The organism is Exiguobacterium sp. PFWT01 (assembly GCF_018255795.1).
Taxonomy (GTDB): domain Bacteria; phylum Bacillota; class Bacilli; order Exiguobacteriales; family Exiguobacteriaceae; genus Exiguobacterium.
This window is the reverse complement of sequence record NZ_CP073755.1, coordinates 1,234,833-1,256,591: the sequence shown is the minus strand read 5'-3', so window position 1 is coordinate 1,256,591 and position 21,759 is coordinate 1,234,833. Positions and strand designations below refer to the sequence as shown.

The window sequence follows — 21,759 nt, the reverse complement described above, 5'->3', positions numbered from 1 at the left end:
CCACAAATGGTGACTCAAGCGAGTCACCATTACGAGTTGTGTGGTTGTTCAAATGGTAGGTAAATCTCGAAGGTGGTTCCGACCCCGAGTGTACTCGATACGCTCACTTTTCCGTGATGGGCATCGACCACATTCTTCACGATCGCGAGTCCGATGCCTGTCCCTGTCTTCGAACCACTGGTCCGGGCTTTATCGGCTTTATAGAATCGCTCGAAAACGAACGGCAAATCCTCTTTTGGAATTCCGTGACCTGTATCCGTCAACTGAATCCGTAGCCCGTCCGTCTCTTCTGTGGCCTCAATCCGAATTTCTCCAGAATCGGTATGCGCGATAGCATTGCCAATCAAGTTGGTGAACACTTGCTCGAGACGATCGCCATCCGCCTCGATGAGACGGTGCGGGGCGTCGGTCTGTAAACGAATCTCTTTTTCAGATGCCATTTGATTGAACTTTCGCATGACTCGGGGCAAGAAATCACCGATATCAAACGAAGTGAAATGCATCGTCTCTTTACCCGATTCGATGCGTGCCAAATCCAACAAATCATTGACGAGTCTTGCCAAGCGGAGCGATTCATCGTAGATGATAGAGGCGAACTCTTTCGTCGCCTCGTCGCTCTCAGTAATGCCATCGATGATTGCCTCTGAATACCCTTGAAGCGTCACGAGCGGTGTCCGGAGTTCATGGCTAATGTTCGCCACAAAATCGGTCCGCATCTTATCGAGTCGATGACTTTCTGACGTATCCCGGATGACCACGACAGCACCTTCGAAATCGTCTTCTCCGACGAGTGGTGTGACTGTCAGTGTATAGTACCGCTCATCCTGTTTCACTTCGATCGTCTTTTCAGACGTCCCCTCCATCACTTCCTCATAAAGAGACAATACGACTTCATGTGGTTGCCCATCTTGAAGTAATGGACTCGCTTGCGGGTTCGTGACAATCACGTTCGCATGACGATCGAGTGTGATGACACCGTCTGCCATCGAACGAAGAATCGACGCAAGTTGCAGCCGTTCCCGGTCAAGGGCATTCACATATTTCGAAAGCTGACTGCTCATTGCGTTGAAAGAAGCAGCGAGTTCGCCAATCTCATCCCGTGTCTTCGTCTCCAAACGTAAATCAAATTGCCCCTCTCCCGTCTTATTGACTGCATCCCGCATCGCTCGGAGCGGTGCCGTGATTCGTGTCGACAAGAAGAAAGCGAAGACGGTCGTGACGATGATGGCCGAAGCGACGGTCCAAAGAATGATGGTCCGTGCTCCCGCGTTCGCACTCGAGATCGCATCGAGCGGTTCGAGCAGGTAGAGCGTATACTGTCCTGTCGATAAGGAGAAGGTCGTCCGATACGCTAGCGCGGCCTGGTCGTCAAAAGATGAGAAATTTCCGATGGCCGTCTCACCGACCGCCTGATAAGTTTCCCAATCCTGTCGTTCAAGTTCCACCATCAAGCCATCCACTTGATTTCCAAAATTCGATCGGGTCGTCCCGTTCTCTAAGATATAGTTAGCCCCGTACACTTCGATGATTTGATCAATCGTCTGGGACGTGTCACCTTCATTCAACAAAACCGATTGGACCTGTCCACCGAGCTTGGCAAGATGGCCTCGTTCCTGGTCGATATGAAAGGAATTAAAAAATTCAAGCATCAACACCGAGACGATGAATAAGATGACACTGACCAAAACGAGAATCGTCAGCCACAGTTTCGTGACGATGCTGTTTCGACGAATCATCATTCACTGGCAGCTTCGAACTTGTACCCGACACCCCATACGGTCGTGATCATATGCGCCGCGTCCGGTGAGACACGATTCAATTTCTCACGAAGACGTTTCACATGCGTATCGACGGTCCGAAGGTCTCCGAAAAATTCGTAGTTCCATACTTCTTTTAACAACTGCTCTCGTGAAAAGACTTTATCCACCTGCTTGGCGAGGAAGAACAATAACTCATATTCTTTTGGTGTGAGGGCGATTTCCTCGCCGTCCACCGTGACGCGGTGTGCATCATTATCGATTGTGAGATGTGGGAAGACGATCAAATCCTTCGACTTCTCACTCGTGTGCATGAACTTTGTCGAACCAGAGCGGCGAAGGAGTGCCTTGACGCGGAGCACGACTTCACGCGGACTGAACGGCTTGACGATATAATCATCCGCCCCGACTTCAAACCCTTGAACACGATCGATTTCCTCACCTTTCGCTGTGAGCATGATGACCGGAGTCGCTTTTGTCTTCCGGAGTTCTGTACATACTTCTACCCCATCCATCTTTGGCATCATCAAATCAAGTAAGATCACGTCGTATTCGTTATCAAGGGCAAGCGCGAGCGCCTCTTCGCCATTGACCGCTTCTTCAATCACATACTGTTCACGTTCTAAGTACATTTTCAAAAGTCGGCGAATTCTCTCCTCGTCGTCGACTACTAAAATCTTCGTTTTCTCAGCCATACCTGAAACCCTCCTAAGACCCATTACGAGTTGTAGCGAATGTTGCACAATTGTGAACATTCCACTCTCTGCCATAACTATACCACTCTATTATTTCGCTTCACAACGATGATTTGATGGACCAAATGAAAAAGAAGTCACAATTGTGACTTCAGGCTGTTGACGAACCAAATCGCATATGGCGATTTGGTTCGTCTTTTTTTATGTTCAACGAGCTTGAGGCGTTCTGCCCGACAAAAGATTGAAGAAATGTTATGTAGACGGTCCTTTCTGGCCAACAGGTTGGCCAGCTTCTTCATGTTTTGTGCGGTGGCTGCCACCAGATTGGCGCGTTGGACCTTCGCGGTCCCCCTGTAGAAGGTGAAACGGAGCCCGTGGAGCTCTTTCCCATCGGCGAACGAGCGCTCGACGGTCTGCGGCCGCAGTCGGTAGAGGGATTTCCCGGACGCGGACAGGCGGTTCTCGTTCACCTGCTCGCGGTAATGTTCATCGACGTGGCGTGTGATGTCCCTTCGGTGCGTCCGGCTGGACGTGCACTTCTCGAGGAGAGGGCAGTTCTGACAGATGGAGGGGTCGGAGACGTAATGGTGATAGCCGTGGCGGTCCGTCGTCTGATAGGTGAGGCGCTGTCGCGCCGGACAGAGATACGCATCTTCCTCGGGCAGGTACGTGTACCGGGTCTTGCGGAACATCCCCTTCTTCCCACCGAAACGCCTCCGGGCGATGACCCCGAAGATGCCCCGTTCGACGAGCGCCTTCGCGATCCCGGTCGTGAAGTAGCCTGCATCGAGTGCGACCGCCTCGAGCGGGAAATGGAAACGTTCGAGGACATGGTCTAGCCGATTGAGATAGACGGTGCTGTCCGAGACGTTCCCGGGTGTGACGTGTACATCGACGATGAAATTGTGCTTGGCGTCGACCGTCCGATGCGCCAGCCAGAAAAAGCCTTCCGGCTTCTGGTCACGATACATGTATCCCGCATCCGGGTCGGTCCGGCTCACCTTGACGAGCCGGCACTCCCTCTTCTCAGATGCCGGTTTCAGTTCTTTTTTCCGCGTTCGGCCCGTTCCTCGTTCACGCGGGTGAGAAGCTCGTCCTCGATCGCACCGACGACCCGTTCGACCTCGACCTTGTCGAATTTCTTCTTGTTCGCGTTCGCCCGGATGTGCGTGGAATCCGTGATCAGGATGCGCCCGGAGACGAGACCGTGAGATTCCGCCTGTCGGACGATGTCCTCGAAGATTTGTTGGAACACGTCGTTCCCCTGGAAGCGTCGGCGGTAGGCCTGGCTGATCGTCGAATGGTCGGGAACCTTCTCATCGATGCCGAGACCGAGGAACCAGCGATAGGCGAGGTTCGTCTGAACCTCCCTCACGGTCTGGCGCACGGAACGGATGTTGAACAGGGGTCCGAGTAGGATGATCTTGATGATGATCTCCGGATCGATGCCGGGCGTACCGGTGTTCGAATAGAGCGGGGCGCAGAGCCGGTGCACGATCGAGAAGTCGATGTGACGGTCGAGTCTCCGGACGAGATGATCCTGCGGGACCAGCTGGTCCAACGTGGTCTTGGACTGGATCGGTTCATGTCGTTTCTCAGAATGGGCGCGATACATATCGGGTTCCTCCTTTTGATGACGGGCGAACTTGGTATTTACCTTCTTCTTTCCCCGTTTGTAAGGGTTCGAAGTATGTATCGGGCTTTTTCTTCGGCCATCGAGGCCTCAGAAAAAGACAAATGGCCGCCAAAGGTGGCGACCATTCGTGTGACTCGTCCCACGGCGCCCCGACTCCTGCAGGAAAGCAATCCGACGGAGACCCAGCAGCGACCTGAGTCGCGATGCGGCTCCGGGATTGCCTGCGGAAAGCGTGGGCGCCGGAAGGACGAGTTCGAACATCTTATTTGTCAACAAGCTGAAGTCACAATTGTGACTTCTTTTATGTCAGGCATATGAATGAAGACCGGCGATAACCAAGTTGACGAAGACGAGGTTGAACATGATGATGGCAAATCCACCGACACATAACCATGCCGCTTTCGTTCCTGTCCAGCCACGCTGAATGCGCATATGCAAGTAATAGATATAGATCAGCATCGTGATGAGGGCCCAAACTTCTTTCGGGTCCCATCCCCAGAAACGGTTCCAGGCAATTTGTGCCCAAATCATCGCAAAAATCAGACCACCAAGGATAAAGACCGGTAATCCAATCGCGACCGAGCGATAGCTGATTTCATCAGCGAGGTCGAGGTCGACTTTTTTCGCAAGGGGTTGAAGCGCTTCAGCGACACGTTTGCGCAAGATGACAAAACGGAGCAACACGTAAATCACAATTCCGCCGATGACCGACCAGATGAGCGTGTTCAACTTGAGTGTATTGATCCAGTTCGGGAGCTCGAGTGACAAGCCACTCGCGCCAGACACGAGTTGTGCCCCTTCTGGGACGAACAAAATCGGCATGAAATATTCATACGTCTCTGCTTGACCGCGGTCGTTCGTGAACTCGACGACACCGCCGGCACCGATTCCCTTGAATAACATCGAAACGATGATGAAGCCGAGCGTGCACATGAGGACAAACATCGTCACTTCGAGCCACGTCCGTGACTTAGACTGTTCTTTCATCGATGTTTCGTTCAATAAGAAAATGAGACCCGATGCAAAACTGATTGCCAAAATCCCTTGTCCGAGCGCAGCCGTCGTAACGTGAATTTTCAACCATACACTGTTGAGTGCCGGGATGAGCGGTGCGACCTCACTTGAGAACATCGAGGCGAAGGCGATGACGAGTAACGCCACCGGCATCGCGAACAAGCCGAGTACATCATTTTTATAGATTCCATATACGACGAGGAACCCGAGCACCATCATCATACCGAAGAACGTCGTATATTCGTATAAGTTTGATACCGGCGCATAGCCGACACCTGCCCAACGCATAAAGAAATATGTCATTTGAGCGATAAAGCCAATGATTGCCAAGATAAAAGCGTATTTCCCATAGGCAACACGGTTGACGTTTCGATCTTTACGCATACCGCTGACGGCAATCGTAAAGAGAACCGTTGAGATTGCATATAGGAAGAACGCGATAAACAGCATTCGGCTGCTCCATTCAATCCATTCCATCAAGATTCCCCTCTTTCATCTGTTGACTCATTCTCCGACTTCTCTGTAAATCTCGCCTGGTCTTCCCACATCGGTAAGCCACTTTGTTCTAATAGCGGCGACACTTCACGACGGAGCGAGGACGGGTTTTTGTTCGTAAAACCAGCGACGAGCACACCCTCTTCATGGCGACGGATCCAAACGCGACGGTGTGGCCAGTACATGCCCATCGCAATACCGATCATAAAGATTGTGGCACCGACGATCAAAATCGGATAAGTGGAGTCACTCTTCACACGTAGACCACTCGTGCTCGCCATCTCCGTTCCCGCAAATTGCACTTCATAGCGGTTCTCTTCATCAGCGACATTCAGACGAATGCCAATCAAATTCGACTCCGTTTCGCCTTCAGGTGATTCGACGTTGAAGAAGAAGGCCGGATTCAGTGCACGTGGTGACTTCGTATTCGGTTGCCCATCTTTCACTTCGAAGTCTGGATACAAATCCTTCAACGTGACGGTGACCCCATCGAGTTCATAAGACTTCTCTGGATTCTCCAAATCGACTTTGAACGGACCATATTCGTCGCCGGTTTCTTTATCTGCCAACATGAACGACATCGATAAGAACTCTGGACGGCTTGAATATTGTTCCTGATACACTTCAAATTTATCGAACTTAAACGGGTGGTTGACTTTCGTCGAACCGACATCGACTTGTTCGAGTTGCGGCGATCCGTCCTCGTTCGTTCCCGTCTTTTTGAATAACGTCAACTCTGTCTCATAATTTTTCGGAACGGCCCCTGCTTTTTCAATGGCGGCCGCAAACTTCGCGTCCTCCTCATTGTTTTCAGGGTCGTACATTTCAAGAATGAACTGGTCGTTCCGTAAGTAGTACTCGCCGTCAGTCGCCTCTAGCGACACCGTGTCGCCTTCACGCACCCATTCGAGCGTATCCGTATGGAATGCAGGGAACACTCGCAGCATCGCCCCTAGGAAGAAGATGACAAGTCCGAGGTGGTTGACGTACGGACCCCAACGACCAAACCGGTGTTTCTCTGCTAACAGAGCATCACCGTCCCGTTTGACGGTATATCGTTTCTTTTTAAGTGCGACTGCGATCTCGTCAATTTGAGCCTCCGTCCCATCACCTTGTCCGAAGAGACGTTGCCCCTTCATAAAACGTTCTGTCCGTCTGACCGGTTGTTTTTTAAGCGCCTTATAGAGCGGAACCCCACGGTCAATCGACACGACGACGAGTGAGAGCGTCAACATGACAATCAGACCGATGTACCACCACGATGTGTATAGGTTATGGAATCCGAGGGCGTAATAAATAGAACCCGGTGTTCCATACTCCTCCATATAATATTGTTCAGGCGGTAACTGTTGTGGGATGTACATCTCTTGAGGAAAGATTGTTCCGATTGCCGAACCGACAATAATCAATGCAATTAACCACAACCCCACTTTGACCGATGCAAAGAAGTTCCACACACGGTCAATGATCGATTTCGGACGACGCTTCGACCGTAAATCAGCGCCTTCGTATTTCATATCTAGCATCTGTGCGTCCCCCGTTCGCTTACAATGACTTCTCGGCTAGCTCCATCAATTTCTCTTTCGTGAGTTCACCTTCATACTTTTCAATTACGTTCCCTTCACCATCGATGACGAATGTGACGGGTAGGTTATAAATGCCATACGCTCCTTCGACTTCGCTCTGGGTATCCATCAAAATCGGATAGTCGAGCCCGACACCGAGGTCGTTGATGAAATTATCGACACGAAGCGGTGTCTCTCCGACGTTCACGGCCCAAAAATCGACACCCATGTCTTGAAGTGTCGCATAGTTTTCTTGTACGACCGGCATCTCTTTCTTACACGGTTCACAGAACGTACCCCAGAAGTTCAAGAGCATCCCTTTCCCTTCGTAGTTGTCTCGCTCATACAAGGTCGAACCGTCGAGCGTGACGAGCTTGAAGTTCGGTGCCTCGTCGCCCGCCTCGATGCGTCCATCGTTACCCGCTTGATCGAATGTTTGCATGATCGTAACCGCTCCCGCGAAGAGAACGACCGTCATGATCATCATCCGCCAAAATGACCTCTTTTTCTTTTTTGCGACCGCTTGTTCCATCCGGTCGTCTTTTTGTTGATCTTTTGTCATCGTTTTCACACCATCCTTCAGTTGCTATTGTACTGAAAAAACATTAAAAACGCACATTAACAGACTTTTTTCATTTTTTTGTCACACAATCTACACAATCAAAAAAATCATCCTATTTCAGGACGATTTTTTGTTGTTATTTTTTCTTCTTTTTGCCTCGTGGTTTCGGTGGAACGGTAGGGTTCGCAAGTTCACGAAGCTTACTGATTTCTTTGTGTGAAAGTTCACGCCAGTCGCCCGTGTTCAGACCGTCGAGCGTCAAGAAACCGAACTGTTCACGCTTCAGTTTGATGACCTCTGAACCAATGGCTTCCACCATCCGACGGATTTGACGATTGTGACCTTCCGAGATGACGATTTCGAGGATGGCTGTGTTCTTCTTCTGGTCTACAGACTTCATCTTCACTTTCGCACTTCCCGTTTTGAATCCGTCATCGAGTTCGACGCCAGACTCAAGCTGTTTGATGGCCAAGTAAGATGGGATGTTCTTCACTTTTGCCACATAACGCTTTTGAATTTTATATTTCGGGTGTGTCATCATGTTCGAGAACTCACCATCGTTCGTCAAGATGATGAGACCCGTCGTGTTGTAGTCAAGACGACCGACCGGGAATACACGTGCTCCTGGCGGGACGAGGTCTGTGATGACTTTACGTCCTTTGTCGTCATCGACCGTCGAGACGTAGCCACTTGGTTTATAGAGTAAATAGTAGACATGCTCTTCTTGTTCGATTTTGACGCCATCGACTTCAATCTCTGACTTCGGTCCAACTTTCGTCCCGAGTTCACGGACGACTTTTCCGTTGACACGGACGCGACCATCCAAAATCATTTCTTCCGCTTTCCGACGCGAGGCGACCCCCGCTTGTGCGATTACTTTTTGCAAACGTTCCATATGATTAATCCTTCTCCAATCTCTCTTCTTGCTTCGGTGATTCCTGACCGAAGAACAAATCGCCTTCGTCTGTCAGTTCATCCTCAAATGTTAATGGTGGCAATTCTTCGAGCGAGTTGAACCCGAAATGGTCGAGGAAGTGCTCTGTCGTACGATACAGCTTGGCACGACCAATCGTCTTCGCACGACCAGCCGATTCGATCAATCCTTTTGATAACAACGTATGGATGACCCGTTCGACTTTGACCCCGCGAATCTCTTCGATATCCGCTCGTGTGACCGGCTGTTTGTAGGCGATGATAACAAGCGTCTCCATCGCTGCACGTGAGAGCGCCTGCTCAGCCATCGTCCCGACATATTTTTGAATGTACGGAGAGACGTCCGGAACGGTCACGAGCTTATAGACACCTGCCGATTCCATGAGCTGAAACGGCCGATTCGATGATTTGAACGATGTCTCTAGCTTACTGAGCTGTTCTCGTGCCGCAGCTTCTGAGATATCGAGCGTCTCGGCGAGCGCGCGTACTTCCATCCCTTCATCACCGACGACGAACAGCAATCCTTCAATAATCGTCTCATAAGACAGCAACCGCTTCATCCCCTTTCTTTGACGCTTCAATGAATGAGATTTGAATATCTTGGTCGAGTTGTTTCGTTTCGACGATTTGCAACTTGATCAGCTCCAAAAGCGCCATAAACGTCACGACGAGATCTGAGACGTTCGGTCGTTCAACAAAAAAGGCGAAAAACGATGTTTGTCTCGTCGACGACACATGTTCATGAAGACGCGTCATCTGTTCTTCAAGCGTACGCTCTTCCCGCTTGATCGTCTTTTTGCGTCGTTCTTTCCAACGTTTCCGTTCAATCATCTTCGAATAGGCGTGCAATAGATCGGAGAAGTTGAGTGGACCGTCATACTTAGACACCTCTTCAGACATATACGTCGTCAAATCTTCACCCGGTCGCGTATACAATTCAAGACGGTGTTCTTCTTGTTCACGCATGAAGACGACCGCTTCTTTATATGCTTTGTATTCAATCAATTGACGAATGAGTCCCTCACGTGTCGGTTCCTCACTGAAGTCTGGAACCTCTTCATCCTCGACCTGAACAGGCGGTAACAATTGCTTGCTCTTCAATTGGAGCAACGTCGCCGCCATGACCAAGTATTCACTGGCCACATCGAGTTCAAATTTTTGCATCGTGCGAATATAGCCGACATACTGGTCAGTGACTTCTGCCACGGAAATGTCGACGATATCAATCTCCATTTTTCCAATCAAATGGAGCAACAGGTCGAGTGGACCTTCGAACGTATCAATTTTAACGTTATAGGCTTCCATAGAGACACCTGCCATTTTACATTTTTGCGCTTTAGTATAACATGTTTTATAACACCGTGGACACGAAAGGAGAAAATTGATTCATGACCCCTTTTATTCATTATACGTTGCTTTTTGAATGTCATGCCGATTATTTCGAATGTCATGAGGTATTAGAAGAGGCGTGGCAGGCAGACGGACGTCGTCATCACGGCTATGCGGCACTCATCCAATACGCCGTCATCCACTATCATTTACGACGAGACAATCTCATCGGCGCGAAAAAGAGCTTGCGACTCTTACGCCGAAAGATCGACATCGCTTCCCCTTATTTAAATGAACTCGGTCTTGACGTCGACTCCTTCGTCGCACAGCTTGATGAATGGCCGTTACACACGAAGCTCCCCTTACAACAGGATGTTCGTGACACGGTCGAATCACTGAAATCGACGTTTCCTGCAACGGACCTGTCGTTCGAGGAACTCGTTCATAAGCATCTTCACCGTGATCGGAGTGAGGTCATCACGGAACGAGAGCTGGCACTTTTAGAACGGCAACGCACGAGGAATTCCGCCAGCCCCTCTTGAAGTACATGCAAAACCCCCGCAGTCCAAGATTGCGGGGGTTTTGTCATCAGACGACTAATTGGTTCCATTTATCCAATAAATCGCCCGTCTTGCCTGTACCGGTTAGCGTCAAATCAAGTGGAAGGACGTTTCTCACCTCGTCTAAAAGCTCGTAAGAACGTTTCTCGCCACGGAATGATGGCGACAAGGCGATATGGTCGATGACCATTGTCGTCCCTTGTTGCTCCATACCAATGATACCAACGAAGTCTTCACCGACTTTCCACAAATAGAGGAACTTCGACTCCTCCTCGTCATACGATCGGACGAGTTCAAGCAAGCTTAGCGGAGATTTGTCACTGCATGAGAATGCGAGTAGACCCATCGCCGTCTTTTCATAAGAACGTTTATATTTGACCAGCATCGCTGGGTTCACCACCTTTTGTCATTCAAGTTTCACGACGTGAACACGTGAGAGACATGGTTCATTGTGCCATACCCTTCAGGCAAAAATCAATTCTCGTCCCAAACCTTCACTTCTGCCATCTTCGTACCTTGACGAAGTTTGACGGCATGCTCAAGACCAGATGTCACTTTACCGAATACCGTATGGACACCATCCAAATGCGGTTGTGGCTCATGGACGATGAAGAACTGTGAAGACCCTGTGTTACGACCTGCGTGGGCCATTGAAAGAGAACCCGCTTCATGTTTGTGCGGGAACGATGTCGATGTCTCACAAGGAATCGTATAGCCTGCACCGCCCATTCCAGTTCCTTGTGGGCAACCACCTTGGCTGACGAAGCCAGGGATGACACGGTGGAACGTCAATCCGTTGTAAAACCCACTGTTCGCAAGTTTTTCGAAGTTTTCGACCGTGATCGGTGCTTCACCGTGGAATAAATCAAATTCAATCATTTCGCCATTTTCAAGTTTCATAGAACCTTTTTTCATGTTTCAAGCAACCCCTTTTTCATAATATGTATCCTGCTGTTTGACACTCACATTACCCATCTTATCAAAAAAACACGTCTGTCTCCACTTTTTTGTGGAAACAGACGTTCTGCCTTATTGAATCACTGCGTGAACGAGTGGACGTGCCTCTGGTTTCGTTGCACCGATCGTATAAGCATGGTCTAAACGCTCGATGGCTGAAGACATGTCTTCGATGTTCGAACGGAGTACCGCGATCACATCGCCTGCCTCGACACGGTCGCCGACTTTCTTCTCAAGCGTGATGCCTGCCGCGAAATCGATTTTGTCTTCTTTTGTCGCGCGTCCTGCACCGAGAAGCATCGCCGCAACACCTACTTCGTCTGCGATGATCGACTCGACATAACCTGCTTCTTTTGCGACGAATGTCGTCTCATATGAAGCTTGTGGTAATTTCGTCACATCATCTACGAGTGATGCGTCGCCACCTTGTGCTTCGACGAACTTGCGGAACACCTCGAGGGCGTGTCCATCGGCAATGCGCTTCTCAAGGTCGGCATACGCCTCTTCAAACGTCGGATAAAACTCACCGAGGACAGCCATATGTCCAGCAATCGTGAGCGCGATTGTTTTCAAATCTTCGACTTCTTTACCTGAGAGGACTTCAATCGCTTCTTTCACTTCGTTCGCGTTCCCGATTTCAAAACCGAGTGGTTGGTCCATGTCCGTGATGACCGCTACCGTCTTACGACCGACGTTTTTCCCGATCGCTACCATTTCTTCCGCGAGGGCTTTCGCATCATCAAACGATTTCATGAACGCACCAGAACCTGTCTTGACGTCGAGGACGATGCTGTCCGCTCCAGCTGCAATCTTCTTCGACATGATTGAACTTGCGATGAGCGGAATCGACTCGACCGTAGCCGTGACGTCGCGAAGTGCGTACAAGCGCTTATCCGCAGGTGTCAAGTTCCCTGTCTGACCGATGATCGACATCTTGATATCGTTTACTTGTTTCGTGAACTGCTCTTCCGTCAATTCTACGTTGAACCCTGGGAATGATTCGAGCTTATCGATCGTACCACCTGTGTGACCGAGACCGCGACCACTCATCTTCGCGACAGGGATGCCGATTGAAGCAACGAGTGGTGCCACAATCAAGCTGATCTTGTCACCGACGCCGCCCGTTGAGTGCTTGTCGACTTTTTTCCCTTCGATATTGGAAAGGTCGATCGTATCTCCCGACTTCACCATTTCCATCGTCAAGGCAGCCGTTTCGTTTTCAGTCATCCCGTTAAAATAGATGGCCATCGATAAGGCTGACATTTGATAGTCAGGGATTGATTCGTTCGTGAAACCTTCGACAACGAAGCGAATCTCCTCTTCGTTCAATTCTCCACCGTTACGTTTCTTTAAAATCAAATCGACCATACGCATAACTGTCGTCCTCCTAAAATTAAGTTACTTACATGCTTTTAATCGTGCCACGTACGAGAGAGAGGAAGTCTTGACGAACGCGCTCTGTCGTTTCGATGACTTCTTCATGGTTGAGTGGTTGATCTAAGATACCTGCTGCCATGTTCGAGACACACGAAATCCCGAGGACGCGCATATCCGAATGACGCGCGACGATGACTTCTGGAACAGTCGACATCCCGACGACGTCTCCCCCGAGAAGACGGGCCATTTTGACTTCAGCCGGTGTTTCGTACGTAGGACCTGTGTTTCCGAAGTAAACCCCTTTTTGTACAGAAAGTCCAAGGTCTGACGCGACGCGTTCTGTCAATTTCACGAGCTCTTTATCGTACGCTTCTGACATGTCAGGGAAACGTGTTCCGAATTCACTCGCGTTCTTCCCGATGAGCGGGCTCGTACCGAAGAAGTTGATATGATCTGTGATGATCATCAAGTCGCCTGGGTTGAATGACTCGTTACATGCGCCTGCCGCGTTCGTGACGATGAGAGTCTCGACACCAATCAGCTTGAGGACACGTACAGGGAACGTCACTTGTTCCATCGAGTATCCTTCATAGAAGTGGAACCGTCCTTGCATGGCGACGACCCGTTTCCCTTCGAGCTCACCGAACACGAGTTGCCCCGCATGTCCTTCAACTGTCGATACCGGGAAGTGCGGGATCTCCTCATATGGAATGGCGACCGGGTTCTCAATCTCGTCCGCGAGGACTCCGAGTCCTGACCCTAGAATGAGTCCGATTTCTGGTGTACTGCCCATACGCTCCTGCAAAAACGCTTTTGTTTCGTTCCAATTTACCATGAATATTGCCTCCTCAAATTTCGTTTAAGAAACTCTTTCCGTGTGATGGTGCCGCGACGTCAAAGTTGTCAGCGACGGTCGCCCCGATGTCCGCGAATGTTCCGCGAATACCCAAATCGACTGCCTTCGCTCCGTTGTGATGAACGATGAGCGGAACGTATTCACGCGTGTGGTCTGTCCCAGCATGAACAGGATCATTTCCGTGGTCAGCCGTGATGATGAGCAGGTCATCTTCACGAAGACGCTCCATCACTTCCGGTAGGCGAGCGTCGTACTCTTCAAGCGCGACCGCATAACCTTCCGGGTCACGGCGATGACCGAACAACGCGTCGAAGTCGACCAAGTTCAAGAAGCAAAGTCCTTCGAAGTCTTCCTCGAGCGACTCGACCAATTTGTCCATGCCGTCCATGTTCGATTTCGTGCGGACCGCTTTTGTCACGCCTTCACCATCGTAAATATCGCTGATCTTCCCTAATGCGATGACGTCTTTCCCAGCTTCCTCGAGCGTGTTCATGACGGTCTTGCCGAATGGTTTCAGTGCGTAGTCGTGACGGTTCGCCGTACGGACCCATGCTCCTGGTGTCCCAAGGAACGGGCGAGCAATGATTCGTCCGAGCATGTACGGGTCTTCACGTGTGATTTCACGTGCGTATTCGCAGATGCGATACAATTCATCAATTGGTACGATCTCTTCGTGTGCTGCGATTTGAAGAACCGAGTCGGCAGATGTATAAACGATGAGGGCTCCCGTCTTGACATGCTCTTCACCGAGTTCGTCCAAGATTTCTGTTCCGGACGCCGGTTTGTTTCCGATGATTTTACGTCCGCTGAACTCTTCAAGACGGTGAATCAAATCATCTGGAAACTCCTCAAACACGCGGAATGGTGTATCGATATGGAGTCCCATGATTTCCCAATGGCCCGTCATCGTATCCTTACCAGCTGAGATTTCTTCCATGCGACCATACGCACTCGGTGCGTCCGATGCATCGATGCCTTGAATCGGCTTGATGTTCGAAAGTCCGAGTTTACCCATGTTCGGCATGTTCAATCCGTTATGTTCACGCGCGATATGCCCAAGCGTGTCGGCCCCTTTGTCACCGAACTGTTCGGCATCTGGTGCTTCACCGATCCCGACCGAGTCCATGACGACTAAGAAAATACGTTTAAACTTCTTCACAAAAAATTCCTCCTTTTCGGTGTCTAGGCACGAGGGTGATGCTTACGATACACATCATGCAGACGCGATTTGTTGACGTGTGTATACACTTGCGTCGTCGCTAAATCCGCATGACCGAGCATCTGTTGAATGGCGCGTAAATCCGCACCGTTCTCGAGAAGGTGTGTCGCAAAGGAATGACGGAGTACGTGAGGTGTGATTTCTTTGTCAATTCCAGCAAGTTTGGCTCGTCGTTTGATCATCTTCCAAAATCCTTGACGACTGAGCCGTCCTCCTCGGCCGTTTAAAAAGAGCGCTTCGGTCTCTCTACCGCCAAGTCCGTTACGAGCTTGTTGGATATAACGCTCGACGAAACTTTGGGCGACCGAGGATACCGGGATGATTCGTGCGCGCTCACCTTTCCCTTCACATTGTAGATACCCCAATTCGAACTGCAAATCATCCAAATCCAAACCTAAAAGTTCACTGACCCGCATCCCCGTCCCGTAAAGCAACTCCAGCATAGCCCGGTCTCGTAGTGAGAGCGGGTCCGACGTCGGGACGCTGTCCAACAGTCGCTCGACTTCCGTTTGTGACCACGTGTCCGGAAGTTGCTTTTCTGCTTTTGGGGATTCTAGGTAAAGTGACGGATCAGTCGTCGTGACTCCGGTCATTTTGAGATGATGATGGAACATCCGGATTGAACTGACTGCTCGTCTCAATGAAGACGAGGCTCGCCCCGCTTGCGACAGCTCTTCGATATGTTTGACGATATGCGAACGTGTCACCTCATTCCACTCTTCTACCCCAAGTTGGGTCAAGGTCGATGCGTACTGCGTCAAATCGCTCGCATACGCCTGTCTCGTATTCGCGGACATCCGCTTTTCGACTGTCATATATTGAAGAAATGACTCGATATGCGAACGCATCATACCCTCCTCCTTCCTCGTTTCACCTGAATACGCTTACAGCATATCACTTATGTAAACTGTTGTGAAGATGTCTGACCTCATTTTTTATTCACTTTTTTGTGAACGTTCACGTGACAAAAATACATCTCAAATTTCTTATTTTTCTGGCATGTTCAAATGAGAAGCGATATACTACAAGCGACTTATTAAAATATTTTAAAAAGTAGATGGGAGCTCAATCGTGATGAAAGATCCACAGCATGAATTACTAGTCGACATTCGAAAGCAGATCGTCCTACACAACGTATCGACAATTTCCGAGTTGAGTATGGTCACGCACGTTTCATTCCCTACCGTCAAGAAGATAATCGATGACATGATCGAACACGGTGAAGTCATCGAACACGGTCAACATGCCTCAAAAGGAGGTAGGCCCGCAAAAAGTTATGGGTACAATCCCACCTTTCGTCATTGCCTGACCCTATACATCGAAGCGAGCGAGATTCACTATCGCTTAATTGACTGTCAAACTCAGATTCTTGAAGAAGGTGTAACATTAGTCAAAGGCACGCATTTAGAGACGTTAGGCAAACTCGTCGATACATTCGATGAGCACACAATAAAAATCGGTGCCATCTCTGTCGGTGTCGCCGCTGCAGTCGATACGGGTCGAATTGTTTTCGCCCCAGAATATCCATCACTGGCGCATTTAGATTTGAAGAACTGGTTGATGGAACGAACTGGACTTCCGGTCGTCATTGAAAATGATATGAATGCCGCCGTTTATGGATTTTCCATACGAGATGAGACCACAACACATCAGTCCATCGTCTATCTCGGCCTCGGAAAGAATGGTCCGGGTGCTGGTATCTTGCTCGATGGACATGTCGCTCGGGGACAATCCGGATTCAGTGGTGAAGTTTCATTTCTTCCGCTTTATAACGATGCATCATTTTATGACCGCATAAAAAATAAACCTTATGGACCATACCTTCTGAGAAAAGAAGAAATCGATGCATTGGGACGGCTCGTCGCTACATTTGCTGCGACACTCAACCCACACACCTTCATCTTTTCAGATGTCGACCTCCTTCTAGACGATCTGTCTCACATCGGCCGCGCATGCGAACGATATCTTCCCTCTCGTCACATTCCTCGTCTTCAAATCGGAGAATGGGAGGAAGATTACTTTTTCGGGTTGGCTCGACTCGGCATTGAATTGATGCTCGAAACGATTCCGCGAGGTGACGTATGACGATTGTATTGTTGGCCGTGATCTATCTCGCGTTTATCAGCCTCGGTCTTCCGGATGCCCTCATCGGTGTCGGGTGGCCACTTATGCATCAAGAATTCTCCGCACCCGTATCGATGGTCGGATGGATTTTCATGACGATTGCTGGGGGAACGATTCTTTCGAGTCTACTGAGCGGTAAACTATTGGAACGTTTTGACACGAAACAAGTCACGTTCGGTTCGACATTACTCACAGCGCTCTGTCTGTTCGGATTCTACTCTGCTCCTTCAATCGGTTGGCTATTCGTATTTGCCATCCCACTCGGTCTAGGCGCCGGTGCCGTCGATGCCGCTCTGAATCATTACGTTGCCGAACATTACGAAGCACATCATATGAACTGGCTACACTGCTTTTGGGGAATCGGCGCGACCGGGGGACCACTCGTCATGGCGGGTGTATTAACAGAGGATGGATGGCGTGACGGCTATTTGATTATCGCCGCCGTTCAGTTCAGTTTAGCTCTCGTATTGTGGTTGTCTTTCCCACTTTGGAAACAGAAAGAGGATTCCACTGCACATCCTCAAGAAACAGCCGTCACGACACTCGATCGCAAGCTACCGACCGGGGTGTCCTATGCATTGGCCACATTTCTACTTTACTGCGGGGTCGAAGCGTTGATTGGGTTATGGACGAGCAGTTATCTCGTGCAGATGAAACAGTTCTCCATCGCGACGGCTGCGGCATGGGTGTCCATCTACTATGGCAGTATCACAATCGGACGGTTCGTGAGCGGGTTCCTCTCATTCCGTTTTACGAACAAACAAATGATTCGGATGGGACAAATACTCGCCCTTGTCGGAAGCATCCTCTTCTTCATCCCAATTTCCGGAACGATGCTCGTCGGCTTGATGCTGATCGGCTTTGGATTGGCTCCGATTTATCCGAGCATGCTTCACGAAACGCCGAATCGATTCGGTTCGGCACAATCGAAACGTTTGATGGGGTTTCAAATGTCATTCGCCTACTCAGGGAGTACGTTTCTTCCCCCGTTATTCGGATTGATTGTATCTGTGACGTCACTCCGTTTTTTACCGCTTGTGATCATCCTGATTATGGCTGGCATGCTCTTCAATACAGAACGGCTGAATCAATTGATTAGACGAACATCATAGGAGGATTCTATATGAGAATCGAACATATCGCCCTGTGGGTAGACGACATCGAAAACATGCGCAGGTTTTACGAAATCTATTTTGATGCACAGTCCAATGCTAAATATGAAAACGAGAAGAAACAGTTCGAATCGTACTTTTTAACATTTCGAGGTTCGCGTTGCCGCCTAGAGCTGATGCACAGACCTGAACTTGAAAGGAATCCGAGAGAAGCGACCGGATATGCTCATCTCGCCTTCTCGCTCGAGAGTAAACAAGCGGTAGATGCCTTGACGGAACGCTTTCAGCTCGATGGATACACACACATGGACGGTCCACGGACGACCGGTGATGGTTATTACGAAAGCGTCATCCTCGACCCAGAAGGCAACATCATCGAATTGACAATCTAAGTAGATTCCTAAGCGATCTATCACACATTGAAAAAGGACAGATGACCTGTTGAGGCCGTCTGTCCTTTCTACATTAACCGTTGATGACTGCTTTATGACCTTCAAGCGTGACGCCTTTTGCTTGGCATACTTTACAAATCCCGTGAAACGTCAAGCGATGGTCTTTAATCAAAAATTCATATTTGCTCTCGACTTTTTTCTCAACATCGACGAGCAAGTCTTCCATGATCTCCTCGACCGAGCCGCATTCGACGCAGACGAGATGGTGGTGCGAATGGTTCGCCCCTTCTGGACGTAAGTCAAAGCGTGCAACCCCGTCACCGAAGTTGACTTTATCGACCACGCCGAGCTCTGTCAATAATTCTAATGTGCGATACACCGTTGCGAGTCCAATCTCTGGTGCGATGCTTTTCACGAGCATGAAGACGTTCTCCGCACTCAGATGGTCACTCTCATTCTCAAGTAAGATCCGTACCGTCGATTCACGTTGTGGTGTTAATTTATATCCTTTGGCGCTCAATTGCTGTTTAATTCGTTCAATTCGCGTTTCCATAAGGCGCCCCCTCTTTACATAGTTCACTACTGAAAGCATACCGAAGTTTTACTCAATTTTCAATTTAAAATCATTACTATGTAAGTTTATCATATAAGTACCTAGATTAGAATTATTTCAATCTAGACAATTGCCACCATTGGATTGCCATAATGGTCTTGGCGTCGGTAATGATGCCTCGGTCCAGTAAAGCGACCGCTTCGTCAAATGAGTATCGCTTCACATTTAAAAATTCATCTTCGTCTAAATTCATCTCACCGGCAGACAACCCTTTTGCAACAAAAACATCGACCCGCTCACTGCAGAACCCAGGTGCGCCGTAGAAAGAAAAAATCTTTTCAAGCGATTCCGCCGTATAACCTGTCTCTTCTTCGAGTTCGCGCTCAGCACTCGCCAACGGCTCTTCCCCTTTTTCCAACTTACCGGCAGGGATTTCAAGCGACATCGATTCAAAGGCTTTTCGGTACTGCTCCACCATGACGATGTTGTCCGATTCATCGATGACGAGTACCGCGACGGCTCCGTTATGATAGACGAGTTCACGTACGGACGTGTTTCCGTTCGGAAGGGAAACGACATGCTTTTCTACATCGAAGATTTTACCTTGATAAATGACTTCCCGCTCAATCGTTTTTTCTTCCATATGATTACTCCTCACTTTTCGATATACTCTGATTATGAGTCAAACCTACATTTCGAACAAGGAGGAATCCAAATGAGTGAACTCGGACTCGGAACGATGACGATTTTGAAACACGGGGAAAAAGAGGCGAAGAATATCTTAGATGCAGCTATTCAATCGGGGATTCGCCATATCGATACGGCAGACGTCTATGCGCGACAAGCTGTCGAGCGTGTGATTGGGGAAACGTTAGGTCAAGAACGACAACACCTATTTTTAGCGAGTAAGGGTGGGAATGAACTGACTGAGGATGGTATGCGTTGGAATCCTGAGCCGTCTTATTTAGAGAACGCCTTACACGGGTCGCTCGAGCGATTGAAAACCGATTATCTGGATCTATATTATATACATGGCGGCACGCTCGAGGATGACCTCGACGCAACGATCGAATGGGCACAAAAACAAAAACGAGACGGTCTGATTCGACAAATCGGACTCTCGTCGATTCGTCCGAACGTCATCAACCATTGGGTCAAATCCGGTGCACTCGATGTTCTCATGACGCCGTATTCACTACTCGACCGCCGGGCAGAGACGCTCGACGTTTCAATCCCCATCGTCGGCCGAGGCGTTCTTGCCAAAGGCCTATTAACGGATGATTGGGAGACGCGTCTTGGAGATAAGGGATTTGAGGCGTGGCGAAAAGAGGAACTCGCCAGTGAACTGGCGATGATGCCAACACCGATTCAAGCCTATGCACTCGAAGCCGCAAGTCGGTTCTGTGACGTCGTCTTACCCGGTGCATCTTCAGTCAAGCAATTGAACGAGACGATTCGCGCGTTCGAAACTGAAATCGATGATGAAGTGCTTGATCGCCTACTCGCTCGTTTACCGGTCCATCCATACACAAAACACGTGACCTGATCCGCTCAGGTCACGTGTTTTTCGTTGCGTGCTTGAATCTGTTCGATCGCCCAGTCCGCCCATCCGGCATAGTTCTCCATCATCCGGATCGCATATTCGCTAGTCAGTAAATAACCGAGTGTATCTTCGTCCGATTGATGTTCTTCTTGAAATAATCGAATCTGTTGTGCGACCTGCTCATGGTGCGCCTTTGTTTCTTCGATATACCGGACCGCTTCTTCAACCGGCAACAATTGAAGCAAACTGACCCGCAGGAGGTTTTCATCCTTCATTTTCGGTTGGAACGACGTTGGTTGACGTAACCAATTGATTAACTCCTCACGTCCTTGGTCCGTGATGGAGTAGATTTTTTTGTCTGGCAACTCTTGTTGTGAGACATGTTCCGCCGAAACGAGTGCTTCTTCTTCCATCTTTAACAGTTCCCGATAAATCTGTGTATGATGGGCGTTCCAAAAATGAATCATCTGTGCCTTGAACGTCGCGTTCAAGGCATACCCGGTCGCAGGCTGATGGGTCAATAACCCGAGCAATGCGTGACGTAACGCCATATCCATCACCTTTTCCTTCTCATGCTATTTTTATTAGTGTATCACATTCTCAAACGGTTTCGAGAATGCCAATCTGTTGACGACCCGTTAAAAACCCGACAAAATAGATAGAAGAAAGGAGAGTTGTCTATGCAACCGATTCATTCATCACAACAGTTTGACGAAGCCACAAAAGATCACGGAATGGTGGTCTTCACTACATCATGGTGCCCGGACTGTAAACGTCTGGACATGTATGTCGATGAGCTCGTCAAGGACTATCCACAATTTAACTGGCACGTCGTCGACCGCGACGAACTCCCAGAGCTATCTGATGCACAAGAAGTTCGCGGCATCCCTTCACTTCTATACTATAAAGACGGGGTAAAACAAGAACACCTCCACTCGGCAAACGCCAAGACGGAGATGCAAATTCGTTCATTCCTCGATACGATTCAAGCATGACCTGAATCCTGCAGCCCAATCGACTGCAGGATTTTTTTGTACACGCCTCTGTCATCCTCAATTATACTGTAAGAAATAACCAAAT

The 21,759-nt window shown here is 49.3% G+C and carries 23 protein-coding genes and 1 pseudogene; 6 read left to right on the top strand and 18 right to left on the bottom strand.

The window, feature by feature from the left end:
• Positions 1 to 29: 29 nt before the first annotated feature.
• From KD909_RS06515 to KD909_RS06475, 9 genes and pseudogenes are all read right to left on the bottom strand, one after another.
• Positions 30 to 1,739 carry a HAMP domain-containing sensor histidine kinase gene (locus KD909_RS06515; RefSeq protein ID WP_143180242.1) on the bottom strand — a complete coding sequence of 570 codons (1,710 nt, stop codon included), beginning with the start codon at positions 1,737 to 1,739 and terminating at the stop codon, positions 30 to 32.
• A complete protein-coding gene (locus KD909_RS06510) occupies positions 1,736 to 2,452 on the bottom strand; it encodes a response regulator transcription factor (RefSeq protein WP_147538010.1) in 717 nt (238 codons plus the stop codon). The genes KD909_RS06515 and KD909_RS06510 overlap by 4 nt, the downstream gene beginning before the upstream one ends.
• Before the next feature lie 269 nt (positions 2,453 to 2,721).
• A pseudogene (locus KD909_RS06505) lies at positions 2,722 to 4,067 on the bottom strand (IS1182 family transposase); the annotation flags it as partial.
• A gap of 327 nt (positions 4,068 to 4,394) precedes the next feature.
• Positions 4,395 to 5,579, bottom strand: a complete 1,185-nt coding sequence (gene ccsB, locus KD909_RS06500; RefSeq protein WP_012726491.1) for a c-type cytochrome biogenesis protein CcsB — start codon at positions 5,577 to 5,579, stop codon at positions 4,395 to 4,397.
• On the bottom strand, positions 5,579 to 7,123 hold the full coding sequence (locus KD909_RS06495; RefSeq protein ID WP_211782715.1) for a cytochrome c biogenesis protein ResB: 1,545 nt from the start codon (positions 7,121 to 7,123) through the stop codon (positions 5,579 to 5,581). The genes ccsB and KD909_RS06495 overlap by 1 nt, the downstream gene beginning before the upstream one ends.
• 19 nt (positions 7,124 to 7,142) lie before the next feature.
• The gene (resA, locus tag KD909_RS06490; RefSeq protein ID WP_047795228.1) at positions 7,143 to 7,724 is read right to left on the bottom strand and encodes a thiol-disulfide oxidoreductase ResA; all 582 of its coding nucleotides are present in this window, start codon (positions 7,722 to 7,724) and stop codon (positions 7,143 to 7,145) included.
• 136 nt (positions 7,725 to 7,860) lie between these two features.
• Positions 7,861 to 8,619 (bottom strand): pseudouridine synthase, encoded by a 759-nt coding sequence (locus KD909_RS06485; protein ID WP_012726494.1) that lies wholly within the window; start codon positions 8,617 to 8,619, stop codon positions 7,861 to 7,863.
• A 4-nt stretch (positions 8,620 to 8,623) separates the two neighbouring features.
• Positions 8,624 to 9,217 (bottom strand): SMC-Scp complex subunit ScpB, encoded by a 594-nt coding sequence (scpB, locus tag KD909_RS06480; RefSeq protein ID WP_074036818.1) that lies wholly within the window; start codon positions 9,215 to 9,217, stop codon positions 8,624 to 8,626.
• Positions 9,195 to 9,962 (bottom strand): segregation/condensation protein A, encoded by a 768-nt coding sequence (locus KD909_RS06475; RefSeq protein WP_211782714.1) that lies wholly within the window; start codon positions 9,960 to 9,962, stop codon positions 9,195 to 9,197. Before KD909_RS06475 ends, scpB begins: the two co-directional genes overlap by 23 nt.
• An 83-nt stretch (positions 9,963 to 10,045) precedes the next feature.
• Here KD909_RS06475 and KD909_RS06470 point away from each other — a divergent pair, with 83 nt between their 5' ends.
• Positions 10,046 to 10,528 (top strand): DUF309 domain-containing protein, encoded by a 483-nt coding sequence (locus tag KD909_RS06470; protein ID WP_211782713.1) that lies wholly within the window; start codon positions 10,046 to 10,048, stop codon positions 10,526 to 10,528.
• Positions 10,529 to 10,574: 46 nt separating this feature from the next.
• Here KD909_RS06470 and KD909_RS06465 read toward each other — a convergent pair whose 3' ends face one another.
• The 6 genes from KD909_RS06465 to xerD form a co-directional block, all read right to left on the bottom strand.
• A complete protein-coding gene (locus KD909_RS06465) occupies positions 10,575 to 10,931 on the bottom strand; it encodes a GCN5 family acetyltransferase (RefSeq protein WP_031423428.1) in 357 nt (118 codons plus the stop codon).
• An 89-nt stretch (positions 10,932 to 11,020) separates the two neighbouring features.
• On the bottom strand, positions 11,021 to 11,461 hold the full coding sequence (locus tag KD909_RS06460; RefSeq protein WP_012726499.1) for a peptidylprolyl isomerase: 441 nt from the start codon (positions 11,459 to 11,461) through the stop codon (positions 11,021 to 11,023).
• Positions 11,462 to 11,575: 114 nt separating this feature from the next.
• Positions 11,576 to 12,877: a pyrimidine-nucleoside phosphorylase gene (locus KD909_RS06455; RefSeq protein WP_012726500.1), complete on the bottom strand. Its 1,302-nt coding sequence runs from the start codon at positions 12,875 to 12,877 to the stop codon at positions 11,576 to 11,578.
• A 28-nt stretch (positions 12,878 to 12,905) separates the two neighbouring features.
• Positions 12,906 to 13,715 carry a purine-nucleoside phosphorylase gene (locus KD909_RS06450; RefSeq protein WP_012726501.1) on the bottom strand — a complete coding sequence of 270 codons (810 nt, stop codon included), beginning with the start codon at positions 13,713 to 13,715 and terminating at the stop codon, positions 12,906 to 12,908.
• 13 nt (positions 13,716 to 13,728) lie between these two features.
• Positions 13,729 to 14,895, bottom strand: coding sequence for a phosphopentomutase (gene deoB, locus KD909_RS06445; RefSeq protein WP_012726502.1), 1,167 nt, complete (start codon positions 14,893 to 14,895; stop codon positions 13,729 to 13,731).
• Positions 14,896 to 14,918: 23 nt separating this feature from the next.
• A complete protein-coding gene (gene xerD, locus KD909_RS06440; RefSeq protein WP_031423423.1) occupies positions 14,919 to 15,803 on the bottom strand; it encodes a site-specific tyrosine recombinase XerD in 885 nt (294 codons plus the stop codon).
• A gap of 226 nt (positions 15,804 to 16,029) precedes the next feature.
• Here xerD and KD909_RS06435 point away from each other — a divergent pair, with 226 nt between their 5' ends.
• Genes KD909_RS06435 through KD909_RS06425 form a run of 3 tightly spaced genes read left to right on the top strand, consistent with a single transcriptional unit; the run spans position 16,030 to position 18,583 of the window.
• Complete coding sequence (locus KD909_RS06435) at positions 16,030 to 17,040, top strand: ROK family protein (protein ID WP_211782712.1); 1,011 nt, start codon at positions 16,030 to 16,032, stop codon at positions 17,038 to 17,040.
• Positions 17,037 to 18,191 carry an MFS transporter gene (locus tag KD909_RS06430; RefSeq protein WP_211782711.1) on the top strand — a complete coding sequence of 385 codons (1,155 nt, stop codon included), beginning with the start codon at positions 17,037 to 17,039 and terminating at the stop codon, positions 18,189 to 18,191. The genes KD909_RS06435 and KD909_RS06430 overlap by 4 nt, the downstream gene beginning before the upstream one ends.
• 11 nt (positions 18,192 to 18,202) lie before the next feature.
• Complete coding sequence (locus KD909_RS06425; RefSeq protein ID WP_211782710.1) at positions 18,203 to 18,583, top strand: VOC family protein; 381 nt, start codon at positions 18,203 to 18,205, stop codon at positions 18,581 to 18,583.
• 73 nt (positions 18,584 to 18,656) lie between these two features.
• On the opposite strand, the gene KD909_RS06420 is transcribed toward KD909_RS06425, so the two are convergent.
• Together KD909_RS06420 and KD909_RS06415 are read right to left on the bottom strand one after the other, a co-directional pair.
• Positions 18,657 to 19,136, bottom strand: a complete 480-nt coding sequence (locus KD909_RS06420; RefSeq protein ID WP_012726507.1) for a ferric iron uptake transcriptional regulator — start codon at positions 19,134 to 19,136, stop codon at positions 18,657 to 18,659.
• A gap of 112 nt (positions 19,137 to 19,248) precedes the next feature.
• A complete protein-coding gene (locus tag KD909_RS06415) occupies positions 19,249 to 19,779 on the bottom strand; it encodes an NUDIX domain-containing protein (RefSeq protein WP_031423420.1) in 531 nt (176 codons plus the stop codon).
• Positions 19,780 to 19,851: 72 nt separating this feature from the next.
• On the opposite strand from KD909_RS06415, the gene KD909_RS06410 reads away from it, so the two are divergent.
• The gene (locus KD909_RS06410; RefSeq protein ID WP_012726509.1) at positions 19,852 to 20,682 is read left to right on the top strand and encodes an aldo/keto reductase; all 831 of its coding nucleotides are present in this window, start codon (positions 19,852 to 19,854) and stop codon (positions 20,680 to 20,682) included.
• A 5-nt stretch (positions 20,683 to 20,687) separates the two neighbouring features.
• Here KD909_RS06410 and KD909_RS06405 read toward each other — a convergent pair whose 3' ends face one another.
• Positions 20,688 to 21,236, bottom strand: coding sequence for a PadR family transcriptional regulator (locus tag KD909_RS06405; RefSeq protein ID WP_082131999.1), 549 nt, complete (start codon positions 21,234 to 21,236; stop codon positions 20,688 to 20,690).
• Between the two features lie 123 nt (positions 21,237 to 21,359).
• Between KD909_RS06405 and KD909_RS06400 the strand changes: the two genes are divergently transcribed.
• Positions 21,360 to 21,674 carry a thioredoxin family protein gene (locus KD909_RS06400; RefSeq protein ID WP_012726511.1) on the top strand — a complete coding sequence of 105 codons (315 nt, stop codon included), beginning with the start codon at positions 21,360 to 21,362 and terminating at the stop codon, positions 21,672 to 21,674.
• The last annotated feature ends 85 nt before the right edge of the window (positions 21,675 to 21,759 follow it).

Excerpts from the sequence above, each read along its gene's own strand:
- resA (WP_047795228.1), bottom strand. The coding sequence starts at position 7,724 with ATGACAAAAGATCAACAAAAAGACGACCGGATGGAACAAGCGGTCGCA.
- KD909_RS06420 (WP_012726507.1), bottom strand. The coding sequence starts at position 19,136 with ATGGAAACGCGAATTGAACGAATTAAACAGCAATTGAGCGCCAAAGGA.
- KD909_RS06510 (WP_147538010.1), bottom strand. The coding sequence starts at position 2,452 with ATGGCTGAGAAAACGAAGATTTTAGTAGTCGACGACGAGGAGAGAATT.
- KD909_RS06415 (WP_031423420.1), bottom strand. The coding sequence starts at position 19,779 with ATGGAAGAAAAAACGATTGAGCGGGAAGTCATTTATCAAGGTAAAATC.
- KD909_RS06430 (WP_211782711.1), top strand. The coding sequence starts at position 17,037 with ATGACGATTGTATTGTTGGCCGTGATCTATCTCGCGTTTATCAGCCTC.
- xerD (WP_031423423.1), bottom strand. The coding sequence starts at position 15,803 with ATGCGTTCGCATATCGAGTCATTTCTTCAATATATGACAGTCGAAAAG.
- KD909_RS06450 (WP_012726501.1), bottom strand. The coding sequence starts at position 13,715 with ATGGTAAATTGGAACGAAACAAAAGCGTTTTTGCAGGAGCGTATGGGC.
- KD909_RS06425 (WP_211782710.1), top strand. The coding sequence starts at position 18,203 with ATGAGAATCGAACATATCGCCCTGTGGGTAGACGACATCGAAAACATG.
- ccsB (WP_012726491.1), bottom strand. The coding sequence starts at position 5,579 with ATGGAATGGATTGAATGGAGCAGCCGAATGCTGTTTATCGCGTTCTTC.
- KD909_RS06455 (WP_012726500.1), bottom strand. The coding sequence starts at position 12,877 with ATGCGTATGGTCGATTTGATTTTAAAGAAACGTAACGGTGGAGAATTG.
- KD909_RS06475 (WP_211782714.1), bottom strand. The coding sequence starts at position 9,962 with ATGGAAGCCTATAACGTTAAAATTGATACGTTCGAAGGTCCACTCGAC.
- KD909_RS06460 (WP_012726499.1), bottom strand. The coding sequence starts at position 11,461 with ATGAAAAAAGGTTCTATGAAACTTGAAAATGGCGAAATGATTGAATTT.
- KD909_RS06410 (WP_012726509.1), top strand. The coding sequence starts at position 19,852 with ATGAGTGAACTCGGACTCGGAACGATGACGATTTTGAAACACGGGGAA.
- KD909_RS06485 (WP_012726494.1), bottom strand. The coding sequence starts at position 8,619 with ATGGAACGTTTGCAAAAAGTAATCGCACAAGCGGGGGTCGCCTCGCGT.
- KD909_RS06405 (WP_082131999.1), bottom strand. The coding sequence starts at position 21,236 with ATGGATATGGCGTTACGTCACGCATTGCTCGGGTTATTGACCCATCAG.
- KD909_RS06400 (WP_012726511.1), top strand. The coding sequence starts at position 21,360 with ATGCAACCGATTCATTCATCACAACAGTTTGACGAAGCCACAAAAGAT.
- KD909_RS06435 (WP_211782712.1), top strand. The coding sequence starts at position 16,030 with ATGAAAGATCCACAGCATGAATTACTAGTCGACATTCGAAAGCAGATC.
- scpB (WP_074036818.1), bottom strand. The coding sequence starts at position 9,217 with ATGAAGCGGTTGCTGTCTTATGAGACGATTATTGAAGGATTGCTGTTC.
- KD909_RS06470 (WP_211782713.1), top strand. The coding sequence starts at position 10,046 with ATGACCCCTTTTATTCATTATACGTTGCTTTTTGAATGTCATGCCGAT.
- KD909_RS06495 (WP_211782715.1), bottom strand. The coding sequence starts at position 7,123 with ATGCTAGATATGAAATACGAAGGCGCTGATTTACGGTCGAAGCGTCGT.
- KD909_RS06465 (WP_031423428.1), bottom strand. The coding sequence starts at position 10,931 with ATGCTGGTCAAATATAAACGTTCTTATGAAAAGACGGCGATGGGTCTA.
- KD909_RS06515 (WP_143180242.1), bottom strand. The coding sequence starts at position 1,739 with ATGATGATTCGTCGAAACAGCATCGTCACGAAACTGTGGCTGACGATT.